Source organism: Nannocystis pusilla (assembly GCF_020073745.1).
Taxonomy (GTDB): Bacteria; Myxococcota_A; Polyangia; order Nannocystales; family Nannocystaceae; genus Nannocystis; species Nannocystis radixulma.
On record NZ_JAIRAU010000056.1, the window covers coordinates 306,388 to 328,904 of the forward strand.

Below are 22,517 nucleotides of genomic sequence, written 5' to 3' on the forward strand. Positions count from 1 at the left end.
AGGTCCTGTTGGACATGTCCTTTAGAGAGTGGGCCGGCGGGGCCGGGGTCAGGACAGCGGCAGCGCGAACGACAGCGCGACCGGGGCGCCGGTGAGGGCGGCCGGGTAGGACGCGGCGATCTTGAGCTCGGCGCCGGACTCGCCGCGGGCGAGCGCGGCGCCGAAGCGCGGGCGGATCGGCGTGCCGGGCAGGAGCACCAGGGCGGCGGCCCGCGTCACGGCGTCGGCGGCCTCCTCGGCGCTCGCGCCGGCGGGCACGCGGTCGCGCACCCACAGGGCGAAGCGGACGGTGCGGCCGACCAGCAGCTGGCCGGCGAACGAGGTGGCGTCCTCGCTCTGGTGGACCACCGGGCAGGCGGCGAGGGTGAGGAGGTCGCTCTGCTGCGGGCCGCCGACGGCGGTGAGGCCGCGACGGGCCAGCGCGAGCTGGGCGTTGGCGGAGCACGGCTCGACGGTGCCGATCGGGATGTCCTCCTGGCCGTGTTTGAAGGTGCCCTGGGCGGGCGCCCGCAGGTCGGCGTCGCGGCCGAGCTGGGCGAAGGTGCCGCCGAGCTTCATGCTGGTGGCGAGCAGGGCGGCCACCGCGAGCCCGGCTCCGCCGGCGACCAGGCGAGCGCCCGCGGGCGTGGTCTCGGCGGCCAGCACGGGGCCGTTCAGCGCCAGCGTGAGCCAGCGGCTGGCGGGGTTGTGGCGCAGGCTGGTGAAGTCGTCGCCGAGGTCGAGGTCGGCCTCGATGCGCGCGGCGACGGCGGCGGTGGAGTCGAGGCCGAGCGCGGCGGGGGCCAGCTCGGCGCACACCGGCGCGTGCAGGTCGGCGGCGACCTCGGCCAGCGCCGCGGCGTCGGCGAGGCTCTGCAGCGGGTCGAGGACGAACACGGCGTCGGGCCGGGCGAGCGGGTCGAGCTCGCCGAGCTCGGCCAGCGCGGCCGGCAGATCGGCGATGGCGACGTCGAGCAGCTCGACGTCGAGGTCGTCGCGCGGGCATTGCCCCAAGAACAGCCGCAGGGCCCGCCAGCGGACCTCGGCGGCGCGCAGGCCCGGATCGGCGAGTACGGCGCTGGCCGCCCGCGCGAGCGCGGCCGACAGCGCGGCGTGGGCGGCCCGCGACGGCTCGAGGGCGGCGCCGGCCGGGGTGCTCTGGACGGCGCCGCGGACGACGGCGTCGATGGCCGAGCTGGCGGCGCTCTTCGGCGGCGAGGAGGCGCGCGCGAGCAATTCGTCGACGAGGTCGCCGCCGCCGGGTTCGGCGGGCTTCTCGGGCGGCGGGGCGAAGCAGGCGGTGAGCTCGGCGTGGAGCGGGCCGCGGCCGGCGATCCGGGCGATCGTGGCGAGCAGCTCGTCGCTGCGCGGACGACCGCTGGGGGCGAGCAGCCGCTCGCGCAGGCGGTGCAGCTCGCCCAGGCTCTGCTGCACGACCTCGGCGGCCGAGAAGTCGCGGAAGCGGGAGAACTTGGCCTTGACCTTCAGCTCGCCGGCGGCGCCGATCGCCTTGCCGACGTCGACGTCGACGGCGAGCGACGACTGCGCCAGGCGTTCGGCCAGCTCGGCCAGCAAGATCCGCCCGCGCCGACCGGTCGGTCGCGGCGACAGGGGACCGGCGACGAGGAAGCGGAGGCGCGGCGAACTGGACATGGAGGGCTGCATCGCACGCACGCTACCCAAGCCGCCGGGCCCGCGACAATGGATGTCTCCGCGCGGGGCGATCGCGACGGCGCGCGCGTGGCGGGCCGATGCGTGAAAGCGCGAGGCGAGCCGCGCGTGCCCGGGACGTCGCGGGCCGAGAGCGGACCGCGAATGGTGTGCCCGCGGGGTGAAGGGCGCACGCGAGCGGCAACGCCCGGGCGGCGGACGAGCCGACGCGAGCGGCGGCGTGCCGGGAGCGGACCGCGAATGATTTGTCGGCGGGGTGAAGGGCGCACGGGAGCAGCAGCGACCGCGAGGCGCTGCGAGGCGGATGCGCGATCTGGGCGCGGGCGAGCAGGCGCAGGCGCTTCCGCGACTCGTGCGACTGCGGAGAGCGAGGCGCTCGCGCGTGCGCTCATGGGTAGGCGCGGGCGCGGGCGCGCGCCAGGACGCGCTGGGCCTCGTCGAAGATCTCGTCGTAATTGCCGGCGAGGTTCGACAGGGCGATCGCTTGCTCGGCGCGGGTGATCGCGGCGGCGTAGTGGCCGAGCTGGCACAACTCGCCGGCGGCGCTGCTATGGAGCCCGGCGAGCGACGGGTGCGAGGCGCCGAAGCGGGCCTCGACCCGCGCGATCGCCTGCTCGTAATGCGCGAGGGCCGCTCCGTGGTCGAAGCTGTGGAGCATCTGCAGAGAAGGCGCGGTCACGACCGGTGTCGTAGCGCCACCATGCAGCACGGCCGGTCACCGCGGAGGTGCGTGGTCGCGACATGGTTTGTCGTCGCCGCGCTCGCACACTCGGAGAACTGCGGGGGACGCGCCTGTGGCGAGGGGCGCGCCGCCGCGGACGCCGCCGGGATATCCTCCGCCCCTCATGACGAAGAACCGAATGCTCCGCCGCCTCACGCTCGCGCTCGCCATCGCTGCCGCGCCCCTCGCCGCCACCGCCTGCAAGCCGTACTCGGTGGTGCAGCAGTCCGGGCCGCCCTCGGCGCTCAAGGGTGTGACCAGCATGACGGTCGGCTTCGACTGGTCGAAGGTCACCGTGCTCGACAAGGCCAGCGAGGCCGAGTACCTGGCCGAAAAGTCAGACGAGGAGAAGGCCGACTTCGCCAAGATCAAGCAGGAGACCGACGCGGCGATCCTCGAGGGGATGCGGGACCGCGGCGTCAACGTCGCGGCGGCGCCGGCCGACGGCACCCCCGACCTCGTGATCGCGTACATCCACGTGACGACGGGGATCTACACGCCGGTGTACAGCGTGCCGTCGAAGATCGAGGCCCGCTTCTCGTGGCAGAAGGACGGCAAGGTCACCGACGTGATCGACACCAAGGCGATGATCGGCGCCAGCCTCACCACGCCGTCCGACCATCAGCGCATGGAGATGGCCGGCCGGAACATCGGCAAGGCGGCAGCCAAGTTCGTCGAGGACTCGCAGGGCAAGTGACGGCGCGGCCGCGTCAGGTCGGCCGCGGGCGTGGGATACGCTGGAGTCGTGCCGTGGCCGCTGACCGTGCTCGCCGTGCTCGCCGGCCTGTTCGTGCTCGACCGGCTGCTGCTGGCGCTCGAGCGCGGCGGGTACATCTATTACCGGGTCCGCAAGCCGTCGAGCACGGGGGCGGGCAACGCCTTGCTCGAGCTGCAGCAGATGTTGTCGCCGGCGACGCAGCACGTCGTGGTCGCCAAGAAGGAGCAGCGGCCCGAGCACGCCGACGACGGCGGGCCGCCCGACCCCGACGGGCGAGCCCCACCGCCGCGTGATACCCTGCGCCGGTGAGCCTGCGGGACAATCGCCGCCGCTTGCCGGTGGTGGCCTCGCTGCCGCGGCCCGACGATCGCCGCGCGCGCGCCGGCGTGGCCGGCGAGGTGCCGTCGCCGCGCTACGCGGTGTGGGAGCTGACGCTGAAGTGCGATCAGAAGTGCATCCACTGCGGTTCGCGGGCCGGGGCGGCGCGGCCCGGCGAGCTGTCGACGGCCGAGGCGCTGCAGCTGGTCGCCGACCTGCGCGCGCTCGGGGTCGGCGAGGTCACGCTGATCGGCGGTGAGGCCTACCTGCGCGACGACTTCATCCTGATCGCCCGCGCGATCCGCAACGCCGGCATGGACTGCACCATGACCACCGGCGGGCTCAACCTCACCGAGGAGCGGGTCGCGGCGCTGGCAGAGGCAGGGGTCCGCAGCGTCAACCTGTCGATCGACGGCACCGAGGCGGCGCACGACGCACTGCGCGGGGTGCCGGGCAGCTTCCGCCGGGCTTTCGCGGCGCTCGAGCGCCTGCGCGCGGCCGGGGTCGCGCGGGCGGTCAACACGCAGATCAATCGCCTCACGCTGCCCACGCTCGAGGCGCTGCAGTCGCTGCTGCTCGCGGAGGGCATTGGCGGCTGGCAGCTGCAGATCACGGCGCCGTTCGGCAACGCGGCCGACCACCCGGAGATCCTGCTGCAACCATTCATGCTGCTCGAGGTGTTCGCGGTGCTGGAGCGCCTGGTCGCCCGCGGGGCGCCGCACGGGCAGCGGCTGTGGCCGGCCAACAACCTCGGCTACTTCGGTCCGCTCGAGGCCGAGCTGCGCGGGCGTCAGAAAGCCGGCGGCCACTACAAGGGCTGCATCGCCGGCCGCCACGCGCTCGGGATCGAGGCCGACGGCACGATCAAGGGCTGCCCCAGCCTCGGCGGCCGGGCCAACGCGGCCGGCAACGTGCGCGAGCGGCCGCTCCGGGAGATCTGGGACAGCGCGCCCGAGCTGCAGTTCACCCGCAAGCGCACCGTCGACGATCTGTGGGGCTACTGCCGCGAATGTTATTACAACGACGTGTGCATGGCCGGCTGCTCGGCCACCAGCGAGCCGCTGCTCGGTCGCCCCGGCAACAATCCCTATTGTCATCACCGCGCGCTCGAGCTCGACCGCGCCGGTCTGCGTGAGCGCGTCGAGCCGGTCGCTCCGGCGCCGGGGGTGCCGTTCGATCACGGGCTCTACCGCGTGGTCCGCGAGGCCAAGGACCCCGAGCTCGCGGCCCGCGGCCCGGTGGCGATCGACGAGCCGCGCGTCGGTCGCGAGCAGATGCCGTTCGGGCCCGGCGCGCCGGTGCCTCGGTCGTGACTCGGGCGGCGGCGCTACCGAGAGAGCTCGACCCGAGCTCGTGGCTGTCCTTCGGGACAGGTGAGCGGCGCTCGATGATGTCTCTTGGAGCAGGTCGCGCGCACGCGAGGTCGCGGCGGCTCGAGACATGTCATGCGAGACCGCCAGTGGCGGGCGTCGACGATGGGGCAGCCTCGACGAGGCTGGTCTTCAGGACATGTGAGCCGGCCGCGTCACGGCGGGAGGGCGCAGACGCCGACGTGCTCGAGCCCGGCGGGGGCCTGGCCGCGCTCCCAGACCGAGATGCACTCGGCGCCCTCGCCGTTGCAGGCGGGCGCCTCGACGTCGCAGAAGGCGAGGCAGCAGCCGACTTGCTGTGCGTCGCATTCGCTGGCCATCTCGGAGCCCGTGCAGAACAGGCCGGGGTTGCAGCTGTTGAGGAATTCACACGGCTCGAACTCGGCGGCGCCAGGGCCGACGATGCCGACGCACGCGAAGTCGTTGCCGTTGAAGGTGCAGACCTCGCCGGGCTCGCAGGCCGCGGCCACCGGATCGCAGGTGGGCAGGCAGACCCGCGAGACGTCATTGAAGAACACGCAGGTGTGATCGGCAGGGCACTCGGGGAAGTCGGGGGTGCCGCCGCACTGGGCGACGCACTCGCCCGTGAGCGTCCCGCCGTCGACGTTCCAGCAGATCGCGCCGCCGTCGCAGGAGTCGAGGCCGCTGCCCACGTTGCCCTCGACGGTGCACGGCTGGCCGATTTGGTCGGGGTCGCGCGGGATCGGCACGCAGCGGGTCGAGTCGAGCTCACCGTCGCCTTCGCTCGCGAAGGGCGTGCACTTCTCGCCGTCCGGACAGTCCTGGGCGAAGGTGCTGCACTCGAGGGTGCCGCCGCCGAAGTCGGCCGGACAGCCGCCGTAGAAGCTGCAGCCCTGATCGGTGGTGTCGATGTCGCCGGTGCTCGTCAGCTCGCCCGTGACGGTCAGCGTGGTCGAGGTGGTCGAGGTGGTCGCGGTGGTCGCGGGGATGGTGGTCGCCTCGCCGGTCGTCGGCCCGGTGGTGCCGACGCTCGAGCTGCCGCCGCCGCTCGTGGTGGTGCCCAGGGTCGCGCTCTCGCCCCCGCTCTCCTCGACCGGACGACCGGCGCAGCCGGCCTCGAGCGCTCCGAGCAGGACGACCGCCCCGAGCCGCGCAGCGCCGGTGGTCCGCATCGAACGGCCGCAAAACGGACAGGCCCCCTCGCTCGGGCGCACGTGGCGATGACAGGCGTCGCAGAGCTTCATAAACCGACCAAATCTATTATAGCTTCAGGACCGACGTCCAGCCCGCGAGTTGCGCAGTCTTCGTCGGCGCTCGAGCGGGCATTGGGGGCAGTCACAGACATCCGAAGGCGTGGATCGGGCGTGGGGCCGACTCCGCGCCCATCGGGCCGGCGGACAGGGACCGAAGGTGACGTACCCTGCGATGGTGACCCCCGACCGGCCCGGCCCAGGCGCAGCCCTGGTGGCGCTCGCAGAGGCCGAGCAGCTGGCACGGCAGATCCAGCGCGACCTGCGGCGGCGGGCGCTGGTCGACCAGTTGGCCGTGGGGGCCCGGCCCGAGCTCGAACACGCCCGACCGGGCAGCCTGGCGGCGTCGCTCGGCCTGCCGGCGTGGGCGTGGATGGTCTGGGCAGGCCTGGCGGCGGTGGTGTTCATGGCCCCGGCCCCGGGCTTCCTGGTGATGGCCGCGATCGCGGCGCTGGCCGCCCTGGTGATTCGGACATGGCTGACGGTACAGGCGGCGCCGCAGCTGTTCAGCCCCGACGAGGCGGCGCTGGCCCGCCTCAGGGCGGCGCTCGAGGCGGGCGCCCGCGAGATGCGGGCCCTGCCCACAGACCCCTACCGCGACCAGCCGTGCGAATGGGTCGGAGGCGATCCGACCACGGCGGAGCGCCCGTGGACCGAGCTGACGACGATCGCCCGCACGGCCGCCGCCCTGCGGCGCCGCGGGCTCCCGGCCGGCGAGCCGCCAGAGCCCCGCTGAACCGCGAGAACGCCGTCATCCGGCTGTCCCCAGAGACATGGCTTAAAGGCCCGAATGCGCGGGACTGCGCCGATGTGCAGCTTCGAACCTCACGCATCCGCGCAGCGCGGTTGCGCTCCACGGGGGTAAGCTGGGGACGTGCGGGGAATGAGTGCAGTCCTGGCCGGGACGCTGGCGGCCTGCGAGGGCCCGGACCCGGCCGCGTCGTCGTTCGCGCTCCCGCCCACTGCGTCGTCGGCGCCGGCCCCGACGGGGGACGAGCCGGGCACCTCGACCGGGACGACAGGGACTTCGGGACCTGTCCCGGAGGACAGCTCGACGAGCAGCACGGGCGAGCCGGGCACGACTGTGCCGCTGCAGGATCTCGGGATGCCCGACCTCGGCGATCTGCACCCGGTCGGCTGCAAGGGGAAGATCGACTTCCTGTTCGTGATCTCGCGCTTCGGCTACATGGAGACGATGCAGGAGCGCCTCATCGAGGCGTTCCCCGACTTCATCGCGACGATCCAGAGCAAGTTCGTCGACTTCGACTATCACATCATGGTCGTCGACGGCGACGCGACGTGGGGCAGCGAGGTGTGCAATGCGGACTGCAACCCGACCGGCTGTCCGTATCCCGATTATCCGTGCGACGCGATCGAGTCGATCACGGCCTGCGATGTGACGATGGGAGCGGGCACGGTCTTCCCGGCCGGCAAGGGGGCGTCCAACGTCGACTGCGGGATCGTCGGGGGCCGGCGCTATCTGACTCGCGAGCAGCCGAACCTCTCGGAGACCTTCGCCTGTCTCGCGCAGGTCGGTCTCACCGGGGATCACCTGCTCGGCGAGGCGGTGACGGCCGCGATGCAACCGGCCATCAACGACCCTGGTGGCTGCAACGAGGGATTTTTGCGCGACGACGCGCTCCTGATGATCACGTTTATCTCCAATACCCTGGATCTATATTCGGCGGGGAAGCCGAAGTTGTGGGCCGAGGCGATCGCCAACGCGAAGCACGGCGATCCGAACTCGGTCGTGATGTTCAGCATCCACTTTCCCGAGTGCAACCCCTCGGATCGCCTCTGCGATCTGGTCAAGTACTATTTTCCGTACTGGCATATCGCCGACAATGCAGACGCGGACTATCGGCCCGCGTTCGAGGTCGCCACGGATCTGGTGGAGGAGGCATGCTCGGCATTCATTCCTCAATGATGCGCCCGACGACGTGGGCGACCATGGCGCTGGCGATGCTCGTGGCGGGTTGCGTGGGGCCCGATCCCGTGGCCTCGTCGTTCGCGCTCCCGGCGACGACGTCGGTGCCTGAACTGACCGGGAACACGTCGTCCACCTCGACGAGCACGGGGTCGACGGCACCTGTCCTCGAGGACACCTCCACGAGCAGCACGGGCGAACCGGGCACGACGGTGCCGCTGCAGGATCTCGGGATGCCCGACCTCGGCGATCTGCACCCGGTCGGCTGCAGGGGGAAGATCGACTTCCTCTTCGTGATCTCGCGCTTCGGCTACATGGAGACGATGCAGGAGCGCCTCATCGAGGCGTTCCCCGACTTCATCGCGACGATCCAGAGCAAGTTCGTCGACTTCGACTATCATATCATGGTCGTCGACGGCGACGAGAATTGGGGTAGCCCGGTGTGCAACGCGGATTGTACCCCGACCGGTTGTCCGTATCCCGATTATCCGTACGACGCGATCGAGTCGATCACGGCGTGCGATGTGACGATGGGGGCGGGCACGGTGTTCCCGGCCGGCAAGGGGGCGTCGAACGTCGGCTGCGGGATCGTCGGGGGCCGGCGCTACCTGACTGGCGAGCAGCCGAACCTCTCGGAGACCTTCGCCTGTCTCGCGCAGGTCGGGCTTACCGGGGACGACCGGCTCGGCGAGGCGGTCACGGCTGCGATGCAGCCGGCCATCAACGACCCTGGTGGCTGCAACGAGGGGTTTTTGCGCGACGACGCGCTCCTGATGATCACGTTCATCTCCAACTCCCTGGATCTATTCTCGACAGGCAAGCCGAAATTGTGGGCCGAGGCGATCGCCAACGCGAAGCACGGTGATCTGAACTCGGTCGTGATGTTCAGCATCCACTTTCCCGAGTGCAACCCCTCGGATCGCCTCTGCGATCTGGTCAAGTTGTACTTCCCGTACTGGCACATCGCCGACAATGAAGACGCGGACTATCGGCCCGCGTTCGAGGTCGCTACGGATCTCATCGGCGAAGCGTGCTCGGCCTTCATCCCTCAGTGAGCGCTCACGGAGCGACGACCGCGATCGCAGGATAGCCCCCGGCGGTCGTCCCTCCGGCGTAGATCTGGCCGTAGGGTCCGATCGCGATGGCTGTCGCCGTATGGATCGCGGGGCCGTCCTGGTGTTCGTACGTCCACGCGGGCGCACCCCCGAGCGGGAACCACGCCTGAATCAGGAAGACGCTGGTATTCTGGGCGTTGTTTCGGGCGCTTGCGAACACGGCATACCCCGCGGGGTGCCAGGCGATGGCGCGAGGCGGCGAAACCGATGGATCGAGCGCGCGCTGCCAGATCTGTTCGCTGGGATTGGAGAACAGTCGAAGCTCGCCTTGAGGCTCGCAAGTGTCTCCGCAACTGTGGCCGCCCGTGATGATGCGACCCTCCCCGTCGATGGATATTGTCTTGGCCTCGCTTTGGGATCCCGGACCCTTGCCGGCGACGAGCCAGGAGGGCGTCTCCGCGGCCAGGTCGATGTCCAGCACGAAATGACGCGTCTGGGCGTCATTTCCCTCGTGAAGTCCGAGCATGCCCCCGGACAGGACGAGGTGATCGCCGAGGAAGCGGCAGTCGCGGGGCGTCTCGCTGAACCGAACCGGCAAATCGATGCCGGGAAGGTAATCATAGGAGAGGCTCTTGCCCGTGGCGTTGGGCACGAAGATCCACACCGCTGCGTCGAGGTGCATCGTTTTCGGCTTGGTGCCGCAGACGGCGACGTGGGTGTTGTCGGTGGCGAGGGCGCGGGCGACGTCGCCGACGGCGCCGGTGCCGACGTTGGCGGGTTCGGCGGCCCAGGCGTCGATCTTGCCGAGCCACCAGCGGAGCTCGCCGTTCTCGATCTTGTCGGCGAGGACGTGGAGGGCGCCGTCCTCGTCGACGGTGAGGTCGATGGCGCTGCAGGGGAGGCCGGGCTTGAGCTCGACGAGGTCGCCGGGGCCCCACGCGCCGCCGAGGTCGCGCCGGCGCAGGTAGCAGCGCGCCTGTCCCTGGGGATAGTAGGTGCCGAGCTCGATGAGGTCGTGCGTCGGGGTGACGGCGAGGGCGACCACGGTGCCCTTGCCGATCGCGCTGTCGCCCTCCCAGAACAGCTCGCTGCCGGGCGGCGGGAGGGCGACGGTGAAGGGCACGGCGAGCGGCTCGCTCTCGAGGTCGTCGCGCCAGGCGACGAAGGTGGCCGTGTGGTCGCCGTTGTCGAGCGCGGTGTAGACGACGATCTCGCCGGCGAAATCGTCGACGCCGACGAGGGGGAGCTCGACCGGCGGGCCGCCGTCGATCTGCATGCGCACGCCGTCGGCGTGGACGGTGCCGATGGCGACGTCGATCGGGCCGGCCTGCTGCAGCGGGCTCGGCCCGAGCTCGTGCTCGACGATCGCCGGCGGCGCGAGCGGGTCGTCGGTGGTGGTGCTGCTCGCGGGCTCGCTCGTCGCGCCGCTGCCGATCGTGGTGACGCCGGGATCGTCTTCGGTGGTGGTCGACGTGCCGGGCTCGCCGGTGGTCGGCGGGGCCGCCTCGCTGGCGACGCCGGTGGCCGAGGTCGTCGAGGTGTCCGGCGGATCGCCGTGCGTGCCGATGTGGTCGAGACCCGGGGCCGTGCAGGCCGCGACCCCGAACACGGTGATGCCCAGGAGGCTGGGGGAGGCTCGCCGCTTCATCTCCGGGTCCGCGCTCAAGAGGGTAGCCGAGCACGGCGAGTTCGCGGGGCGACAGGCGCGTGACTTCGAGGGCGCTCGCTGCTTCGCAATTCGCAGGGCGCGGCGCAGACCTGCGTTCACGACCATTCTGCGGGCTCTGACGATTCGCCGCGGTCCGTCAATGTCGGGCCTGTCCGGGCCGCGACGGCGGTAAATTCGTGGCACGCGTCGATCTCGAGATCGCGTGATCGCGCGCGCCCGCGCGCGTGTCATGATTCCGCGCGGCGCGAAACTGCGCCGACGGGGGATCCTGGGGACACGCGGGGGCCGACGACGCGCGCGCCCGAGCGCTCGTGGCGGCGGTTTGCGCGAGCGGCGCACTGGATGTCTGATGGGACATGTTCATCGAGACAGTTGCAATCGCGCCGCGAATGTCACGAGGGCATCGGCTCGCGGGACGACTCATGCCATTCGCCGAGGCTCCACGATCGGGGATGGCCGCCGCACGCGGCGTGACGCGAGCGCGTGGAGCAAGGGCTGCCGTCGTGACGAGGCCGGCAGGCGCGTGTGGGGCGTGCTGCGCGGCCGGAGGACGTCCCGGGCTTGCAGGTCCTCGATGCGCGGCCGAAGCGGTGCAGGCGCGGGTGGTGCGTGCAGGGGCTCGTGGCGACGACGCGCCGGCGTGAGAGGGATGTTCGCGGGCTCAGAAGCGGCCCGTGAGGGTCAAGCTGGCCGACCACGGGGTCGCGGCCACGCGGGCGACGGTGCGAGTGCGCTGCGGGAGGGCCAGCAGGACCACGCCGGTGATGGTGGTGACGGCGGCGAGGGCTCCGGTGACGCCGGCCACGGGGGTCAGTTGGCGGTAGGTGTCGGCGAGGCGGGCGACCCTGTCGAACTGCTCCGGGGTGAGCGGCCGATCTTCGACGTCGCTGCGCTCGCCGATCTCGACGATCTCGCCGTTGACGTCGCTGCGGCGCACCAACGCGGCGGTCATGCCGGCGCCCAGGCCGGCGCCGACCACGAGCAGCAAGCTGCCGGCGAGCACCCGATCGCGCGGGCGGGCCTGCGGCTCGGGGTCGACCGCGGTCGGGGCGACGGACGGCGGCTCGCTCGCGGAGATGGCAGCAGGTCGCGGCGGCGGCGGCGGTCGTGGTGTCTGCCGGCGCGAGATGTCGATCAGGACAGGTTGCGAATCGGCGGCGGGCGGCGGGGCGACGGGTCGCTGCAGCACCGGCAAGAGCTTGGCGGGGGTCGATGTAGGTACACCGGCGGATGCCCGCGCCTTGACGGTGACGCAGGGGTCCTTCGGCCCCTGCTGCGCCAGGCCGGACTCGGTGACGTCGCGCAAGCGGGCCGCGGTCGCGGCTTCGTCGCCGAGGCCGACCTCTCGCTCGACGCGGCGGAGCAGGTTGCGCGCCCGACACAACCCTGCGACCTGCCCCGTGGCGGCGAACATGCGGTGGTAGCCGCGGAGGGCGTAGAAGGCGAGCTCGCGGCGCTGCCACGGCTCCAGGTCGGCCCGGCCGAACGCCGTCTCGCCGTCGCGTGCCAGCGCCTCGAAGCGCTCCTGTTCCACGAGCTCCTGCATGCGTCGCTCGAGCCGCTCGAACTCCGGTGCAGGCGCCGCTGGGACCGGCGCCGCCGCGACGCTGGCGGCGAGGACGATGCACAGGCAAGGATTCATCGCCCCGTAGACATACCACGATCCGGGCGGCCCAGGCCGTGCGCAGCGTGTGACGCGCGTCGGCGATTGCGTTCGCCGTTCCGACGAGGCACCCTCCCGGTGATGCCCGTCGCGCCCGAGTCGCCCCGGTTTCGCGTGGTCGAGCGGATCGACGAGGAGCCGGGGCGCAGCGTGTACGTGGCCCGCGACGAGCGCGAGCGGACGCGGGTGCAGCTGGTGGCGCTGCAGCACGCGCTCGGGGCGGCCGCGGCGGAGCGGTTCGGTCGCGAGGCCAAGCTGCTGGCGGGGCTGCGTCACGCGTACATCGCCGGGGTCGTCGATCACGGGATCGGCGGCGACGGTCACCCGTACTTCGTCCGCGAGGACGAGGGCGGGGTGTCGCTGGCGCAGCGGTGGACGCAGGCGCCGCTGGCGATCGACACGACCTGGCAGGTCGGGCTGCAGATCGCCGAGGCGCTGATGTGCCTGCACGAGCACGGCCTCGTCCACGGCGCGGTCACGGCCCGCAACATCCGCTGGAGCGACGCCGGCGTGGCGCGCCTCTTGACCGCGCCGCGCACCGACGAGGCGACGCCGGACCGCTCGCCCCGCGCCGACCTGGCCCAGCTCGGGCGCACGCTGCAGGCGCTGATGGAGCGCGACGGCGACGCCGTCGAGCCGGTGCCCGAGCCGCTGCGGCAGGTGCTCGAGCTGGCCGCCGACGTCGCGGGCCGCCCCGAGCTGCGCGCGGAGGAGCTGCGCGCGGCCTGGCTGGCCGCGGGCGCCGAGGTGTGGCCGCACAAGCTGGCGGCGACGCAGCCGCTGCTGCGCCCCGAGCCGCAGGTGTGGCCGCCGGCGCCCGACCTGCTGCCGGCGCCGCTCGAGCCGCCGGGCTGCCGCGACGCCGGCGACGCCAGCTGCAGCGCCTCGGCGCCGCCGCGGCTGTTCGCGCGCCGGCTCGAGCTGCGCACGCTGCTCGGCCAGGGCAAGTGCGGGCAGACGTGGCGCGCCTATCACCACATCCTCGGGCGCGACGTCGCGGTCAAGATCTTGCCGCGCACGCTGGCCCGCACGCCGGTGCTGGCCGATCTGTGCCGCGAGGCGATGGCGCTCGACAAGCTGAGCCACCGCGCGTTCCCGCGGATCTACGAGTGCGACTACAACGACGACGGCTCGTGGTACCTGGTCGAGGAGCTGATCGACGGCGAGCCGCTGGCGCGCACGATCCAGCGCGGACCGATGGAGCCGCTGGCGGCGGTCGAGCTGGTGATCGAGCTGGCCGAGGCGCTGCACGAGGCGCACGCGCGGGGGATCCTTCACGGCGACATCAGCTTCACCAACCTGATGCTCGAGCGCAGCCTGCCGCCGCGGCCGCGCATCATCGACCTCAGCGAGTGCCGCTTCCTCGACGCGTTCTACGCCGCCACCGACCAGCGCTACGCGCTCACGCCCCGCCACCGCGTCGAGGACGGCCGCGCCTTCGGCCACCCGAGCTTCGCGGCGCCGGAGCTGACCCGCGGCGGCGCCAAGTCCGAGCGCAGCGACGTCTACTCGCTCGGGGCGGTGCTGTTCATGCTGATCACCGGGGCGCAGATGCCCAACGCGGTGATCCGCGAGCTGCTGGCCGCCGAGCCGGACGAGGGCGCCGAGCGCCTGCGCGAGCACGTGGTCGCGGCCGCGCCGGCGCTGGCCGACACGTTCCTGGCCGCGGACTTCCAGGACATCGTGGCCCAGGACCCCGAGCTGCGCGTCAAGTCGATGGCCGACCTGCTCGAGCTGCTCCGCGCCGAGCGCGACGCGCTGCGCAGCCTCCACAGCGACCGCCCCGAGCGCGCGGCGGCGCCCGCCGCGTCGGCGAGCCCGCGCCCGCGCGCGGCGGCGCCGGTGAGCGCGTCGACAGCTGCCTGGAAGGACATGTCCTCGGAGACACCCCCCGCGCCGCGCCCGGTCCGGCGCGGCCCGTGGCTGGCCGGCGCCGCGGCGCTGGCGGCCTCGATGGCTGTCTTTTACGCCATGTTCTTGGGTGCAGGCCCGAGCGCGCCTCCGCCGAGCCCGCCGGCGCCGGCGTCGACCAGCGCGCCGGCGGTCGCGGCGACGCCGGGCGAGGCGGCGCCCGCGCCCGCCCCCACGCGGCCCGAGGTGACGGCGGCGCTCGAGGCCCTGGCGCCGCGCCTGCGCGCGTGCTCGGGGGTGGGCAAGCGGCTGTCGTTGACGCTCGAGGTGGGCGGTCCGACGCGGCTGACCGAGGTCAATCACGTCGAGGTCGTCGACAGTGAGCCCCGCGACCGCTGCATCCGCGACGTCGTCGCGTCGCTGCGCTTCGCGGGCGCGCCGGTGCGCCACGCGTTGACGCTCGACCTCGGCGACTAGCCGATGCCCGCGTGTCCTGTCCGAAGGGACATGCCGATCCGCGGACCGGCCGGGGCCGGTCGATGTCGCGGGCGCTCCGACAGTCGCCGCGCCCACAGGCGGGGGTCGGGGGCGCGAGGGATCGGTCGCCGATCGTTCCTCGCGGCCGGGGACAGAACGGCCGCCGCGGGCCGGCGTTCGAGGCGTGGCATGGACGACGACAGCCGCGAGCCGCTGCGCACGTTCGCGTTCGCCTCGGTGTGGTCGATCGTCAGCGCGCTGCCGTCGCTGGTGCTGCACGCGCTGGAGATCCCGGGCGTGGAGGGCGACGCCGCCGACGCCGGTCCGCTGATCCTCTCGGGCCTGTGGTTCCTGTGCGGCGGGCTCACCTCGCCGGCGCTGGGGCGGATCCTCGGGGCCGTGCCGGTGGTGAAGGCGCTGCCGCCGGCCGAGCTGCGCCTCGATCACCTCCCGGCCGGCTGCGCCGTGCTGGTGCGCGAGGCGGCGCTGATCCGCGGCCAGCTCGACGCCATGCGCTTCGACGAGGCGCTGCAGCGGGCCTGGGAGCTCGCCTGCGAGGTCGAGCGGGCCGGGTCCGAGGTCCGCGGGGCGCTCGAGCAGAGCGGCGCGTCGCTGCAGGCGGTGCGCGAGATCGCGGCGGCGCGCGCGGACTCGGCGATCCCCGGGGCCGCCCTGCGCGGCCGCCTCCACGCGGCGCTGGCGGAGTTCGAGCGCGCGCTGTCGTCGCCGCGCACGGGGCTGTTCCGCTGACGACCCGGACTCTGGGCGGGCCACGCGGGCGCGGAGGTCGGATGTCTCTCGGGACATGTCATGCGATCGCCGCGGGGCGCAGGACATGTCCTTCAGGACAGATATCTGAAAGAACATGTCCCGAGAGAGCTGTCTCTCAGGTCATGAAGGTTCGAGCGCGCCGGCCTCGCGCAGCAGCTGGATGTGGGTCGGTGTGGCGACCGCGTGCTCGGCGGCGGCGGCGACGAACCAGCCGTTGCGCCACGGCCAGTCCTTGACGGCGCCGCGGTAGGAGGCGATCGCGCGCGAGTAGGCGCGCAGGCGCTGCAGCAGCGGGCCGGCGTCGAGGTCGACGCCGAGGGCGGCGCGGCCGACGGCGAGGAGCTCGTGGACGAGGGCGGCGAGGGTCTCGTCGTGGCGGTCGAGCACCTCGCCGACGCTGCAGGCGAACCGCTGGCACAGGAGGCCGAACGCGCAGTTCCAGATCAGCTTCTCGAGCATCGCCGCGGTGAAGGCGTCGCGGGCGACGACCTCGGCGGGGAGATCCATCGCCCGCAGCCAGGTCGCCAGCGCCTCGGCGTGCGGGCCGGTCAGAACGCTGGTGCCGCCGGGCTCGATCGCGGCGCCGCGGCGCGGCACGGCGAAGTAGAGCAGGGCGCGGGTGCTGTCCTGAAGGCCATGTGCGCACAGCCATGGCTCGAGGACCCCGTTCTGCACGAACACGAGGTCGGGCCGGCGCGCCGCCGGGACGCGGGCGACGACGTCGTCGAGGCCGGCGTTGTCGACGGCGACGACCACGGGCTCGCCGGCGGGGCGATCGAGGGCCTCCCAGCCGGCGTCGCGGGTGACGAGCGCGACGGGGATGGGGCTGCGCGCGGCGAGGGCGCCGCCGACGCGGCCGGCGCCCAGGATCGTGACTCGAGGGAGGACGGGCACGGCGAGCGGAACGTACGCCCGATCGCCCGGGCTGTCGAGCTCAGGTCGGCGTCAGTTCGGCTGCACGCCCGGCTGCGAGGCCTGGACCGACCAGACCCAGTCGTCGAGGAGGACCAGCGAGTCGAACTGGCCGTCGGCCGTGTCCCAGATGGCGAAGCGGATCTCCATGACCTCGCCGCCGGTGACGTTGCCGGCCATCTTGAGCCAGCCGGTGGCCCCGCCCTTCTGTCGCTTGCCGGCCTCGCAGTAGTCGAAGTCGTCGTTGAGCTGGAAGCCGGTGCCGGCCAGGCCCCCGGTGCCGGCGCAGTTGTTGTAGTTGATCGCGTTGTTGCCGTAGCAGCCGATCAGGCCGTTCACACACTGCGTGAACAGGCCGGGGGCGGCGATCGCGATGTTGACGCCGACCGGGTACTTCTGGTTGTTCGGCGCGTTGTAGATGGCGATGTTGCGGTCGGCCGGGTTGCCGGCGGCGCTCGAGTTGACGAGGGTGACGAACAGGTCGTTGAAGGCCGTGCACACGTACTCGGGCCACTCGGCCGAGTAGAAGTACATCTGCACGTTGAACGACTTGGCGTTGGTCGGCACGCGGATCCGCAGCTTGAGCATCGCGCTGTCCCGGGCCTGGTTGCCGGCGGCGCCCGGGCAGCCGGGCGCGTTGGGGAAGTTGCCCCCGTTGGCGGCCAGCCAGTCGGCGGGCGCATTGGAGATGACGCCGTTGATCGTGCCGGGTTGGAAGCCGGAGTAGTTCGGGTTCGCGTCGTTCTGGTCGGCGGCGTGGCCGGTCGACAGGATCGCAAGGCGCGCGTTCTGCTGCGGGAGCACGTTGGTGCCGAAGCCGGGGCGGATCGACCTGGCGTCGACATCGATCGCGCCGGCGCCGTCGGCCTGGGTGAGGCTGCCGGAGATCACGCCCCACTTCTTCATGTTCTGCGGCGGGTTCTCCGTCGTGAACTGACAGAGGTCGATCGCCCTGGCGTAGTCCAGGGCGTTGCTCGAGTTGCTGGCGAGGTTGTTGCCGTCGCACGAGGCGACCGGGTTGTCCTTGGTGCCGTCGCAGTCGTCGTCGACCATGTTGCCGCCGACCTCGAAGGCGCCCGGGTTGACGAGGACGGGGTTCAGGCAGCTGGGGCCGACCTCGTCGCAGCAGTCGCCGCCGCACACGGTGTAGCCGTCGCCGTCCTTGTCGGCGTCCTCGTCGACCTGGCCGTTGCAGTTGTCGTCGAGGTTGTTGCTGCAGATCTCGGTCGGGTTCGGGGTGATCTCGCCTTCGCACGGGCCGTAGCCGGTGCCCTGCGGGTTGCACGTCTGCACGCCCTCCTTGCACACGCCGGTGCCCTGGGTCCCGTCGGGGCCGGTGTAGCAGGCGACCTGCGCACCGGGCGTGCACTGACACATGCCCTGGTTCTCGCAGCCGTTGCCCGGGTTGTTGTCGCAGTCGTTCCACGGGGCCTTGCAGCTGGCGAGGCCGCACTGACCCATGACGCACGCCGGCATGCCGTTCGGCGGGGCCGCGCAGACGTTGCCGCAGGCCTGACAGTTGGCGACGTCGACCAGCAGGTCGGTGCAGGTGTTGCTGCAGCAGGCCAGGCCGTCGTTGCACGGCTGCATGTCGTTGCAGCCGGGCACGCACTCGCCGGCGTCGCACACAGTGCCGAGCGGGCAGTCGCCGTCGGCGAGGCAGCCCTTGCAGGTGTTGCTGCCGACGTCGCACTTGGCCGGGGCGTTGCAGTCGGTGTCGTCGTTGCAACCGGGCACGCAGGCGTCGCTGTTCGGATCGCAGAACTGTCCCATGGGACAGTTCGCCTCCTCGCACGGCATCGACATGCCGGTCGTGTCGGTCGTCTCGCCGGTGCCGGGGTTGGTCGTTTCGGTGTCGGGGCCGGAGTCGGTCGTCTCGGGCGGCTCGCCCGTGGTCTCCGTCGAGCCCGTCTCGGTGACCGCCATGCCGGTGCCGGGGTCGGTCGGGGTCGCGGTCGTGGTCGGCTCGCTGGTCCCGGGCGCCGTGGTGGTGGTCATCTGGCCGGTGGCGGTGATCGTCGCCGAGGTGACCTGAACGGTGGGATCGACGGTAGCGGCGGGCCCGTCGTCGCCGCAGGCCGCGAGCAATACGGCACACGACGCGAGAGCGGCGATATCGAGGCGGATGTTATGCATTCCAGCCACCCTACCAGGGTCTCCGCCATACGGCAATCCAAGACATGAACGTCAGGACGGCCCACAGCCGGCCGGACTTTGAGGCCGTCTTTGGGGCAGCCGGTCTTTGCAGCCGGCTTTGGGGCCGCCGGTCTTTGCGGACTGCGCGAACTTCTGGAGCGGCCGCGGCGATACGGCTTTCGCCACGGAGTGTGGGCAATCCGCGCCCGCGGGCGCGGGCGCGAATGATGACACCGGGTGCAGACAGCCGGAGGCGAATGGCCGCAGGTCAGGCCGGCTTGCAGTAGTACTCGACGCCGGCTTCGTTGGTCTCTTTGAGGGCGGTGCAGGCGGTCCCGCACAGCTCGATGGCGGTGTAGGGCGGGCCGGGTTCGACGTACTTCCAGCCGTTCTGGTTGGCGCAGTCGGCGACCTTCGGCACGTAGGCGTTGTCGACCTTCACCTTGGTGAAGTCGGGGAACCCGGGCTCGTCCTGGAGCGGGATCACGCAGCTCTGGGCGTCGGTGATGATGGCGTCGAGCGCGGCCTGGAGCTCGTTCTGGTTGTCGGCGTTGTAGAACATCTCCGGCCCGGGCTTGGCCGTGCCGCCGACCGTGGCGAGCTCGTTCAGCTTCTGGTACGGGTTGATGCTGTCGGGGTTGCCGTCCTGGTCGACCGGGGTGACGGCGTTGCTGGTGGCGATGCCGATGACGTAGGTGCGGATGCTGTCCTGGCTGAAGGCGTCGCCGACGATGTTGTGCAGCGACTGGTCGTAGACCTCGAACAGGCCCTCGTCCACGGCGCCGCTGGTGCAGTTGGCCGCGCCGTCGGTGATGAGCATGATGGCCCGCGGGATCGCCGGGTCGAGGGTCTTGAGGTGATTCAGCGCCGAGGTGACGCCCGCGGCCGCCGGGGTGCCGCCCTTGATCGTCATGTTGTTCTGCGCCGGCAGGGCGTTCATGATCGCGTTCTTGTTGAACGGCGCGACCGGGATCTCGACGTTGGGGTTCACCGGGCAGGCGCCGACGTTGTAGCCGTCGACGGCCTGCTTGTTGGGGAACAGGTTCATGCCGAAGTTGAAGTTGGCGTTGAAGGCCGTGAGCACCTGATCGACGACGGCGTAGAGGCTGAACCACCGGCTGACCGTCGCCGTGTTCGGGTTGGCGTCGTGGTCCCATTTGGTCAGCATCGAGCCCGACTTGTCGAGCACGAGCATGACGTTCGGCACCACCGGCTGGAGGACCACCTGCATCTCGTTGCACGGGATGTCGCCCGTGGTGGTCGTGGACTCGCTGTCCGTGGTGGCGCTGCTCGAGCCGGTCGTGTCGTCGGTGGTCGAGCCGGTGGTCGTGTCCTGGTCGGTCGTGCTCGAGGTCGCCGGCGGCTCCGTGGTCATGGTGTCGCTGGCCGTCTCGGTGGTGCTCATCGTCGCCGTGACCATGCCGGTCGAGGTGCTGTCGGTGCCCGTCGGCGTGCCCGAGCTCTCGCTCGTCATGCCCATCGTGCCCTCGGAGGTGGTCGGCGGCGCGTCGGTGGTGGGGTCGGTCGGGGTGCTGCTGGTCGGCGGGTCGACGGTCGTGGTCGACATGGTCGACGACGCCGAGTCGGTCGCCACGCCCGTCTGCGACGTTTGGCCGTCGTCACCGCAACCGACGACGAGGCCGAGCGAGGTCATCCATACGAGAGAGGTCTTGCGTGCCATAATTTTTTCACCGCGCGTAGAAGTCGAGCCGAACACGACTATCGCCCGGTACACACGTCGCTTTCAAGCGCGCGAGCCACAGGGGATTGAGCACGCGTCGGCGACGCGGGTGAAGACCGGTTCAGGGCAGCGCGATCGCGCGCGGTGTGGCGATGACGTCCCAATGACGCGACGCGCGTGGTGACAGGCCTTCGCCCCAGCACGTGACGCGCTCGCCGTCGCTGCTGCACGCAGTCCGCGCGCCCACGGCGAGGCGCGTGGCCGCCGACGCGCGGGCGACCACCGGCGCGAAGCGCCCGCCGCCGCCCGCAGGGCCGAGCTGACCGGCGTCTCCTGCACCCCAGCAGAGCACGCGCGTCGCCTGTCCGATCGCACAGGTGGTATCCTCGCTCGCCGCGATCGCGCGCGCGCGGCCGAGGTCGAGCACCGCGGTCGGCGTCGCACGATCGGCCCGCGAGCCGTCGCCGAGCTGGCCCATCAGGCCGTCGCCCCAGCACACGACCTCGCCGCCGCGGCGCAGCGCGCAGGTGTGGAGGCGCCCGGCGGCGAGCGCGACGGCGTCGTCGAGCCCGCGGACGGCGACGTCATCGGGGCGCGACTCCGTGGTGCCGTCACCGAGGCGGCCGCTGTGATTGGCGCCCCAGCAACGCACCGCGCCGGCGGCGGTGCGCGCGCAAGTGTGGGCCGCGCCGACGGCGACCTCGACCGCGCCGGCGATCGTGCGCTCCTGCGACAGCGGCGCGTCGTTCCAGGCGTGCCAGCAGACGATCGCGCCGTCGCTGCGCGCGGCGCAGGTGCGATGGCCGTAGGTCGCGAGGTCGACGACGTCGGCGAGCCCGTCCACCGGGCCGGGTCGCGGGCGGCTGCGGGCCTCGATCGGGGGCAGCGGCAGCGGTCCGGTGTGCTCGTCGACCGGCTCGCCGGTCGGCACGCCGCGGCCGGCCAGCTGGCCGAACGTGTCGTCGCCCCAACACATGACTGTTCCGCCATGTTCTAAAGCGCAGGTGTGGCGGGCGCCGGCGACGAGCTCGCGCACCCGGCCGAGGTCGGGGACCGGGGTCGAGACATCGCGGCGCACGCGGGCGCCGTCGCCCAGCTGGCCGTACGCGCCGTCGCCCCAGCACCAGGCGCCGCCGTCGCTCCACGCGCAGGCGTGGGCCTCGCCGACGGCCAGGCCGGTCGCGGCGAGGGCGTGCGTCGCGGTCGGGGTCGCGGGCTCGCGGCTGCGCTCGCCGGCCTGCGCGAACTCGTTGTAACCCCAGCAGCGCAGGGCGCCGTCGGCGAGGCGAGCGCAGGCGTGCGCGCTGCCGACGACGAGCTCGACGGCGTCGGCGATCTCGCCGACCGGACCCGGACGGTCGCGGCGAGCCCGCGCGCCGTCGCCGAGCTGGCCGTCGCGGTTCTCGCCCCAGCAAGCCAGCGCGCCCGAGCGCCGACGGGCGCACGCGAAGTCGTCGCCGACCGCGACGGCGGCGGCGTCGGCGAGATCGAGCACCTCGGACCGGCGCGGCTCCGGCAGGCCGATCGCGTGCGGGCCCCTCGGCGCTCGCAGCTCGGGCGGGCGGCCGTCTCCGAGCTGTCCTTCGGAACCTGTCCCGATGCACAGCACGCGGCCGGCGCCGGTGACGACGCACAGGTGGTCGGCGCCGGCGGCGAGGCTGACGGCGCCGCGCAGCGCGGGCAGGGGGGCGGGCGCGGGGTCGCGGCCGTCACGCAGCGGATCGACGCCCCAGCAGGTGACGGCGCCGCCGGCGAGGGCGCAGGCGTAGGCGTCGCCGACGGCGAGCGCGTCGGCCGCCGGAGCGCCGGGGACGACGGCGGGGCGCAGCAGGGGCGCCCCGCCGGGGCCCGATTCGCCGCGGTGGTTGGAGCCCCAGCACAGGACCTTTCGGACATGGTCGATCGCGCAGGTGTGCGAGCCGCCGGCGGCGAGCGCCGCCGCCCGCAGCTCGGCGACGCGGCTCGGACGCGGACGCGTGCCGAGAGCGCCGTCGCCGAGCTGACCGAGCGAGCCGTCGCCCCAGCACAGGACGTCGCCGCCGCGGCGCAGGGCGCAGGTGTGCCAGGTGCCGGCCGCGAGGGCGACGACGTCGGCGAGGTCCGGCACGCGGGTGGGGACGAGGCGGTCGTCGCGGTCGCCGAGGCCGAGCTGGCCGTGGCCGCCGTAACCCCAACAGAAGACCTCGCCCCGCGCGAGCGCGCAGGTGTGGCCGACGCCGAGGGCGAGCGTGGGACCGGGGGCGGCCGTGAAGGTCGCGTCGTCGATCCCCGGGCTCGGGTCGCGGCCCGCGTCGCGCCCGCGGTCCGCACACGCGGCGAGGACGAGGAGGATCGCGAGGCGCGGCAACCGCATGATGCGAGGATACGCGCGACGTGCGGGCGAGTGC

At 72.5% G+C, this 22,517-nt stretch carries 18 protein-coding genes; 8 read left to right on the plus strand and 10 right to left on the minus strand.

Annotated features, from left to right (window positions below; genetic code table 11):
- Positions 1-48: 48 nt before the first annotated feature.
- Both K7C98_RS39120 and K7C98_RS39125 read right to left on the minus strand, forming a co-directional pair.
- Positions 49-1,632 (minus strand): type VI secretion system contractile sheath small subunit, encoded by a 1,584-nt coding sequence (locus tag K7C98_RS39120; protein ID WP_224197027.1) that lies wholly within the window; start codon positions 1,630-1,632, stop codon positions 49-51.
- A 406-nt stretch (positions 1,633-2,038) separates the two neighbouring features.
- Positions 2,039-2,329, minus strand: coding sequence for a tetratricopeptide repeat protein (locus tag K7C98_RS39125; protein ID WP_224197028.1), 291 nt, complete (start codon positions 2,327-2,329; stop codon positions 2,039-2,041).
- A 166-nt stretch (positions 2,330-2,495) separates the two neighbouring features.
- Here K7C98_RS39125 and K7C98_RS39130 point away from each other — a divergent pair, with 166 nt between their 5' ends.
- From K7C98_RS39130 to K7C98_RS39140, 3 genes are read left to right on the plus strand one after another with little or no spacing between them, the layout of a single operon-like run.
- Positions 2,496-3,068 carry a hypothetical protein gene (locus K7C98_RS39130; protein WP_224197029.1) on the plus strand — a complete coding sequence of 191 codons (573 nt, stop codon included), beginning with the start codon at positions 2,496-2,498 and terminating at the stop codon, positions 3,066-3,068.
- A gap of 48 nt (positions 3,069-3,116) precedes the next feature.
- Entirely contained in the window at positions 3,117-3,398 is a 282-nt protein-coding gene (locus K7C98_RS39135) for a hypothetical protein (RefSeq protein WP_224197030.1), read from the plus strand.
- Entirely contained in the window at positions 3,395-4,720 is a 1,326-nt protein-coding gene (locus K7C98_RS39140) for a radical SAM/SPASM domain-containing protein (protein ID WP_224197031.1), read from the plus strand. The genes K7C98_RS39135 and K7C98_RS39140 overlap by 4 nt, the downstream gene beginning before the upstream one ends.
- Positions 4,721-4,932: 212 nt before the next feature.
- Here the strand turns inward: K7C98_RS39140 and K7C98_RS39145 are convergent, their stop codons facing one another.
- Positions 4,933-5,982: a hypothetical protein gene (locus K7C98_RS39145; RefSeq protein ID WP_224197032.1), complete on the minus strand. Its 1,050-nt coding sequence runs from the start codon at positions 5,980-5,982 to the stop codon at positions 4,933-4,935.
- Positions 5,983-6,166: 184 nt separating this feature from the next.
- On the opposite strand from K7C98_RS39145, the gene K7C98_RS39150 reads away from it, so the two are divergent.
- Together K7C98_RS39150 and K7C98_RS39155 are read left to right on the plus strand one after the other, a co-directional pair.
- Entirely contained in the window at positions 6,167-6,724 is a 558-nt protein-coding gene (locus K7C98_RS39150; RefSeq protein ID WP_224197033.1) for a hypothetical protein, read from the plus strand.
- A gap of 147 nt (positions 6,725-6,871) precedes the next feature.
- Positions 6,872-7,915 (plus strand): hypothetical protein, encoded by a 1,044-nt coding sequence (locus K7C98_RS39155; RefSeq protein ID WP_224197034.1) that lies wholly within the window; start codon positions 6,872-6,874, stop codon positions 7,913-7,915.
- On the opposite strand, the gene K7C98_RS39160 is transcribed toward K7C98_RS39155, so the two are convergent.
- On the minus strand, positions 7,902-8,123 hold the full coding sequence (locus tag K7C98_RS39160; protein WP_224197035.1) for a hypothetical protein: 222 nt from the start codon (positions 8,121-8,123) through the stop codon (positions 7,902-7,904). The genes K7C98_RS39155 and K7C98_RS39160 overlap by 14 nt on opposite strands.
- Positions 8,124-8,148: 25 nt before the next feature.
- Between K7C98_RS39160 and K7C98_RS39165 the strand changes: the two genes are divergently transcribed.
- On the plus strand, positions 8,149-8,970 hold the full coding sequence (locus tag K7C98_RS39165; RefSeq protein WP_224197036.1) for a hypothetical protein: 822 nt from the start codon (positions 8,149-8,151) through the stop codon (positions 8,968-8,970).
- A 4-nt stretch (positions 8,971-8,974) separates the two neighbouring features.
- Here K7C98_RS39165 and K7C98_RS39170 read toward each other — a convergent pair whose 3' ends face one another.
- Together K7C98_RS39170 and K7C98_RS39175 are read right to left on the minus strand one after the other, a co-directional pair.
- Positions 8,975-10,618, minus strand: a complete 1,644-nt coding sequence (locus K7C98_RS39170; protein ID WP_224197037.1) for a hypothetical protein — start codon at positions 10,616-10,618, stop codon at positions 8,975-8,977.
- 682 nt (positions 10,619-11,300) lie between these two features.
- Positions 11,301-12,281: a hypothetical protein gene (locus K7C98_RS39175; protein WP_224197038.1), complete on the minus strand. Its 981-nt coding sequence runs from the start codon at positions 12,279-12,281 to the stop codon at positions 11,301-11,303.
- A 102-nt stretch (positions 12,282-12,383) separates the two neighbouring features.
- Between K7C98_RS39175 and K7C98_RS39180 the strand changes: the two genes are divergently transcribed.
- Complete coding sequence (locus K7C98_RS39180; RefSeq protein ID WP_224197039.1) at positions 12,384-14,630, plus strand: protein kinase domain-containing protein; 2,247 nt, start codon at positions 12,384-12,386, stop codon at positions 14,628-14,630.
- Positions 14,631-14,819: 189 nt separating this feature from the next.
- Entirely contained in the window at positions 14,820-15,380 is a 561-nt protein-coding gene (locus K7C98_RS39185) for a hypothetical protein (protein ID WP_224197040.1), read from the plus strand.
- A gap of 141 nt (positions 15,381-15,521) precedes the next feature.
- Here the strand turns inward: K7C98_RS39185 and K7C98_RS45275 are convergent, their stop codons facing one another.
- The 4 genes from K7C98_RS45275 to K7C98_RS39205 all read right to left on the minus strand — a co-directional run bounded on the left by K7C98_RS45275 (position 15,522) and on the right by K7C98_RS39205 (position 22,483).
- Positions 15,522-16,295, minus strand: coding sequence for a ketopantoate reductase family protein (locus K7C98_RS45275; RefSeq protein ID WP_224197041.1), 774 nt, complete (start codon positions 16,293-16,295; stop codon positions 15,522-15,524).
- 51 nt (positions 16,296-16,346) lie between these two features.
- Positions 16,347-18,449, minus strand: coding sequence for a choice-of-anchor L domain-containing protein (locus K7C98_RS39195; RefSeq protein ID WP_224197042.1), 2,103 nt, complete (start codon positions 18,447-18,449; stop codon positions 16,347-16,349).
- A 268-nt stretch (positions 18,450-18,717) separates the two neighbouring features.
- Complete coding sequence (locus K7C98_RS39200; protein WP_224197043.1) at positions 18,718-20,130, minus strand: vWA domain-containing protein; 1,413 nt, start codon at positions 20,128-20,130, stop codon at positions 18,718-18,720.
- 121 nt (positions 20,131-20,251) lie between these two features.
- Complete coding sequence (locus K7C98_RS39205; RefSeq protein ID WP_224197044.1) at positions 20,252-22,483, minus strand: RCC1 domain-containing protein; 2,232 nt, start codon at positions 22,481-22,483, stop codon at positions 20,252-20,254.
- Between the last annotated feature and the right edge of the window lie 34 nt (positions 22,484-22,517).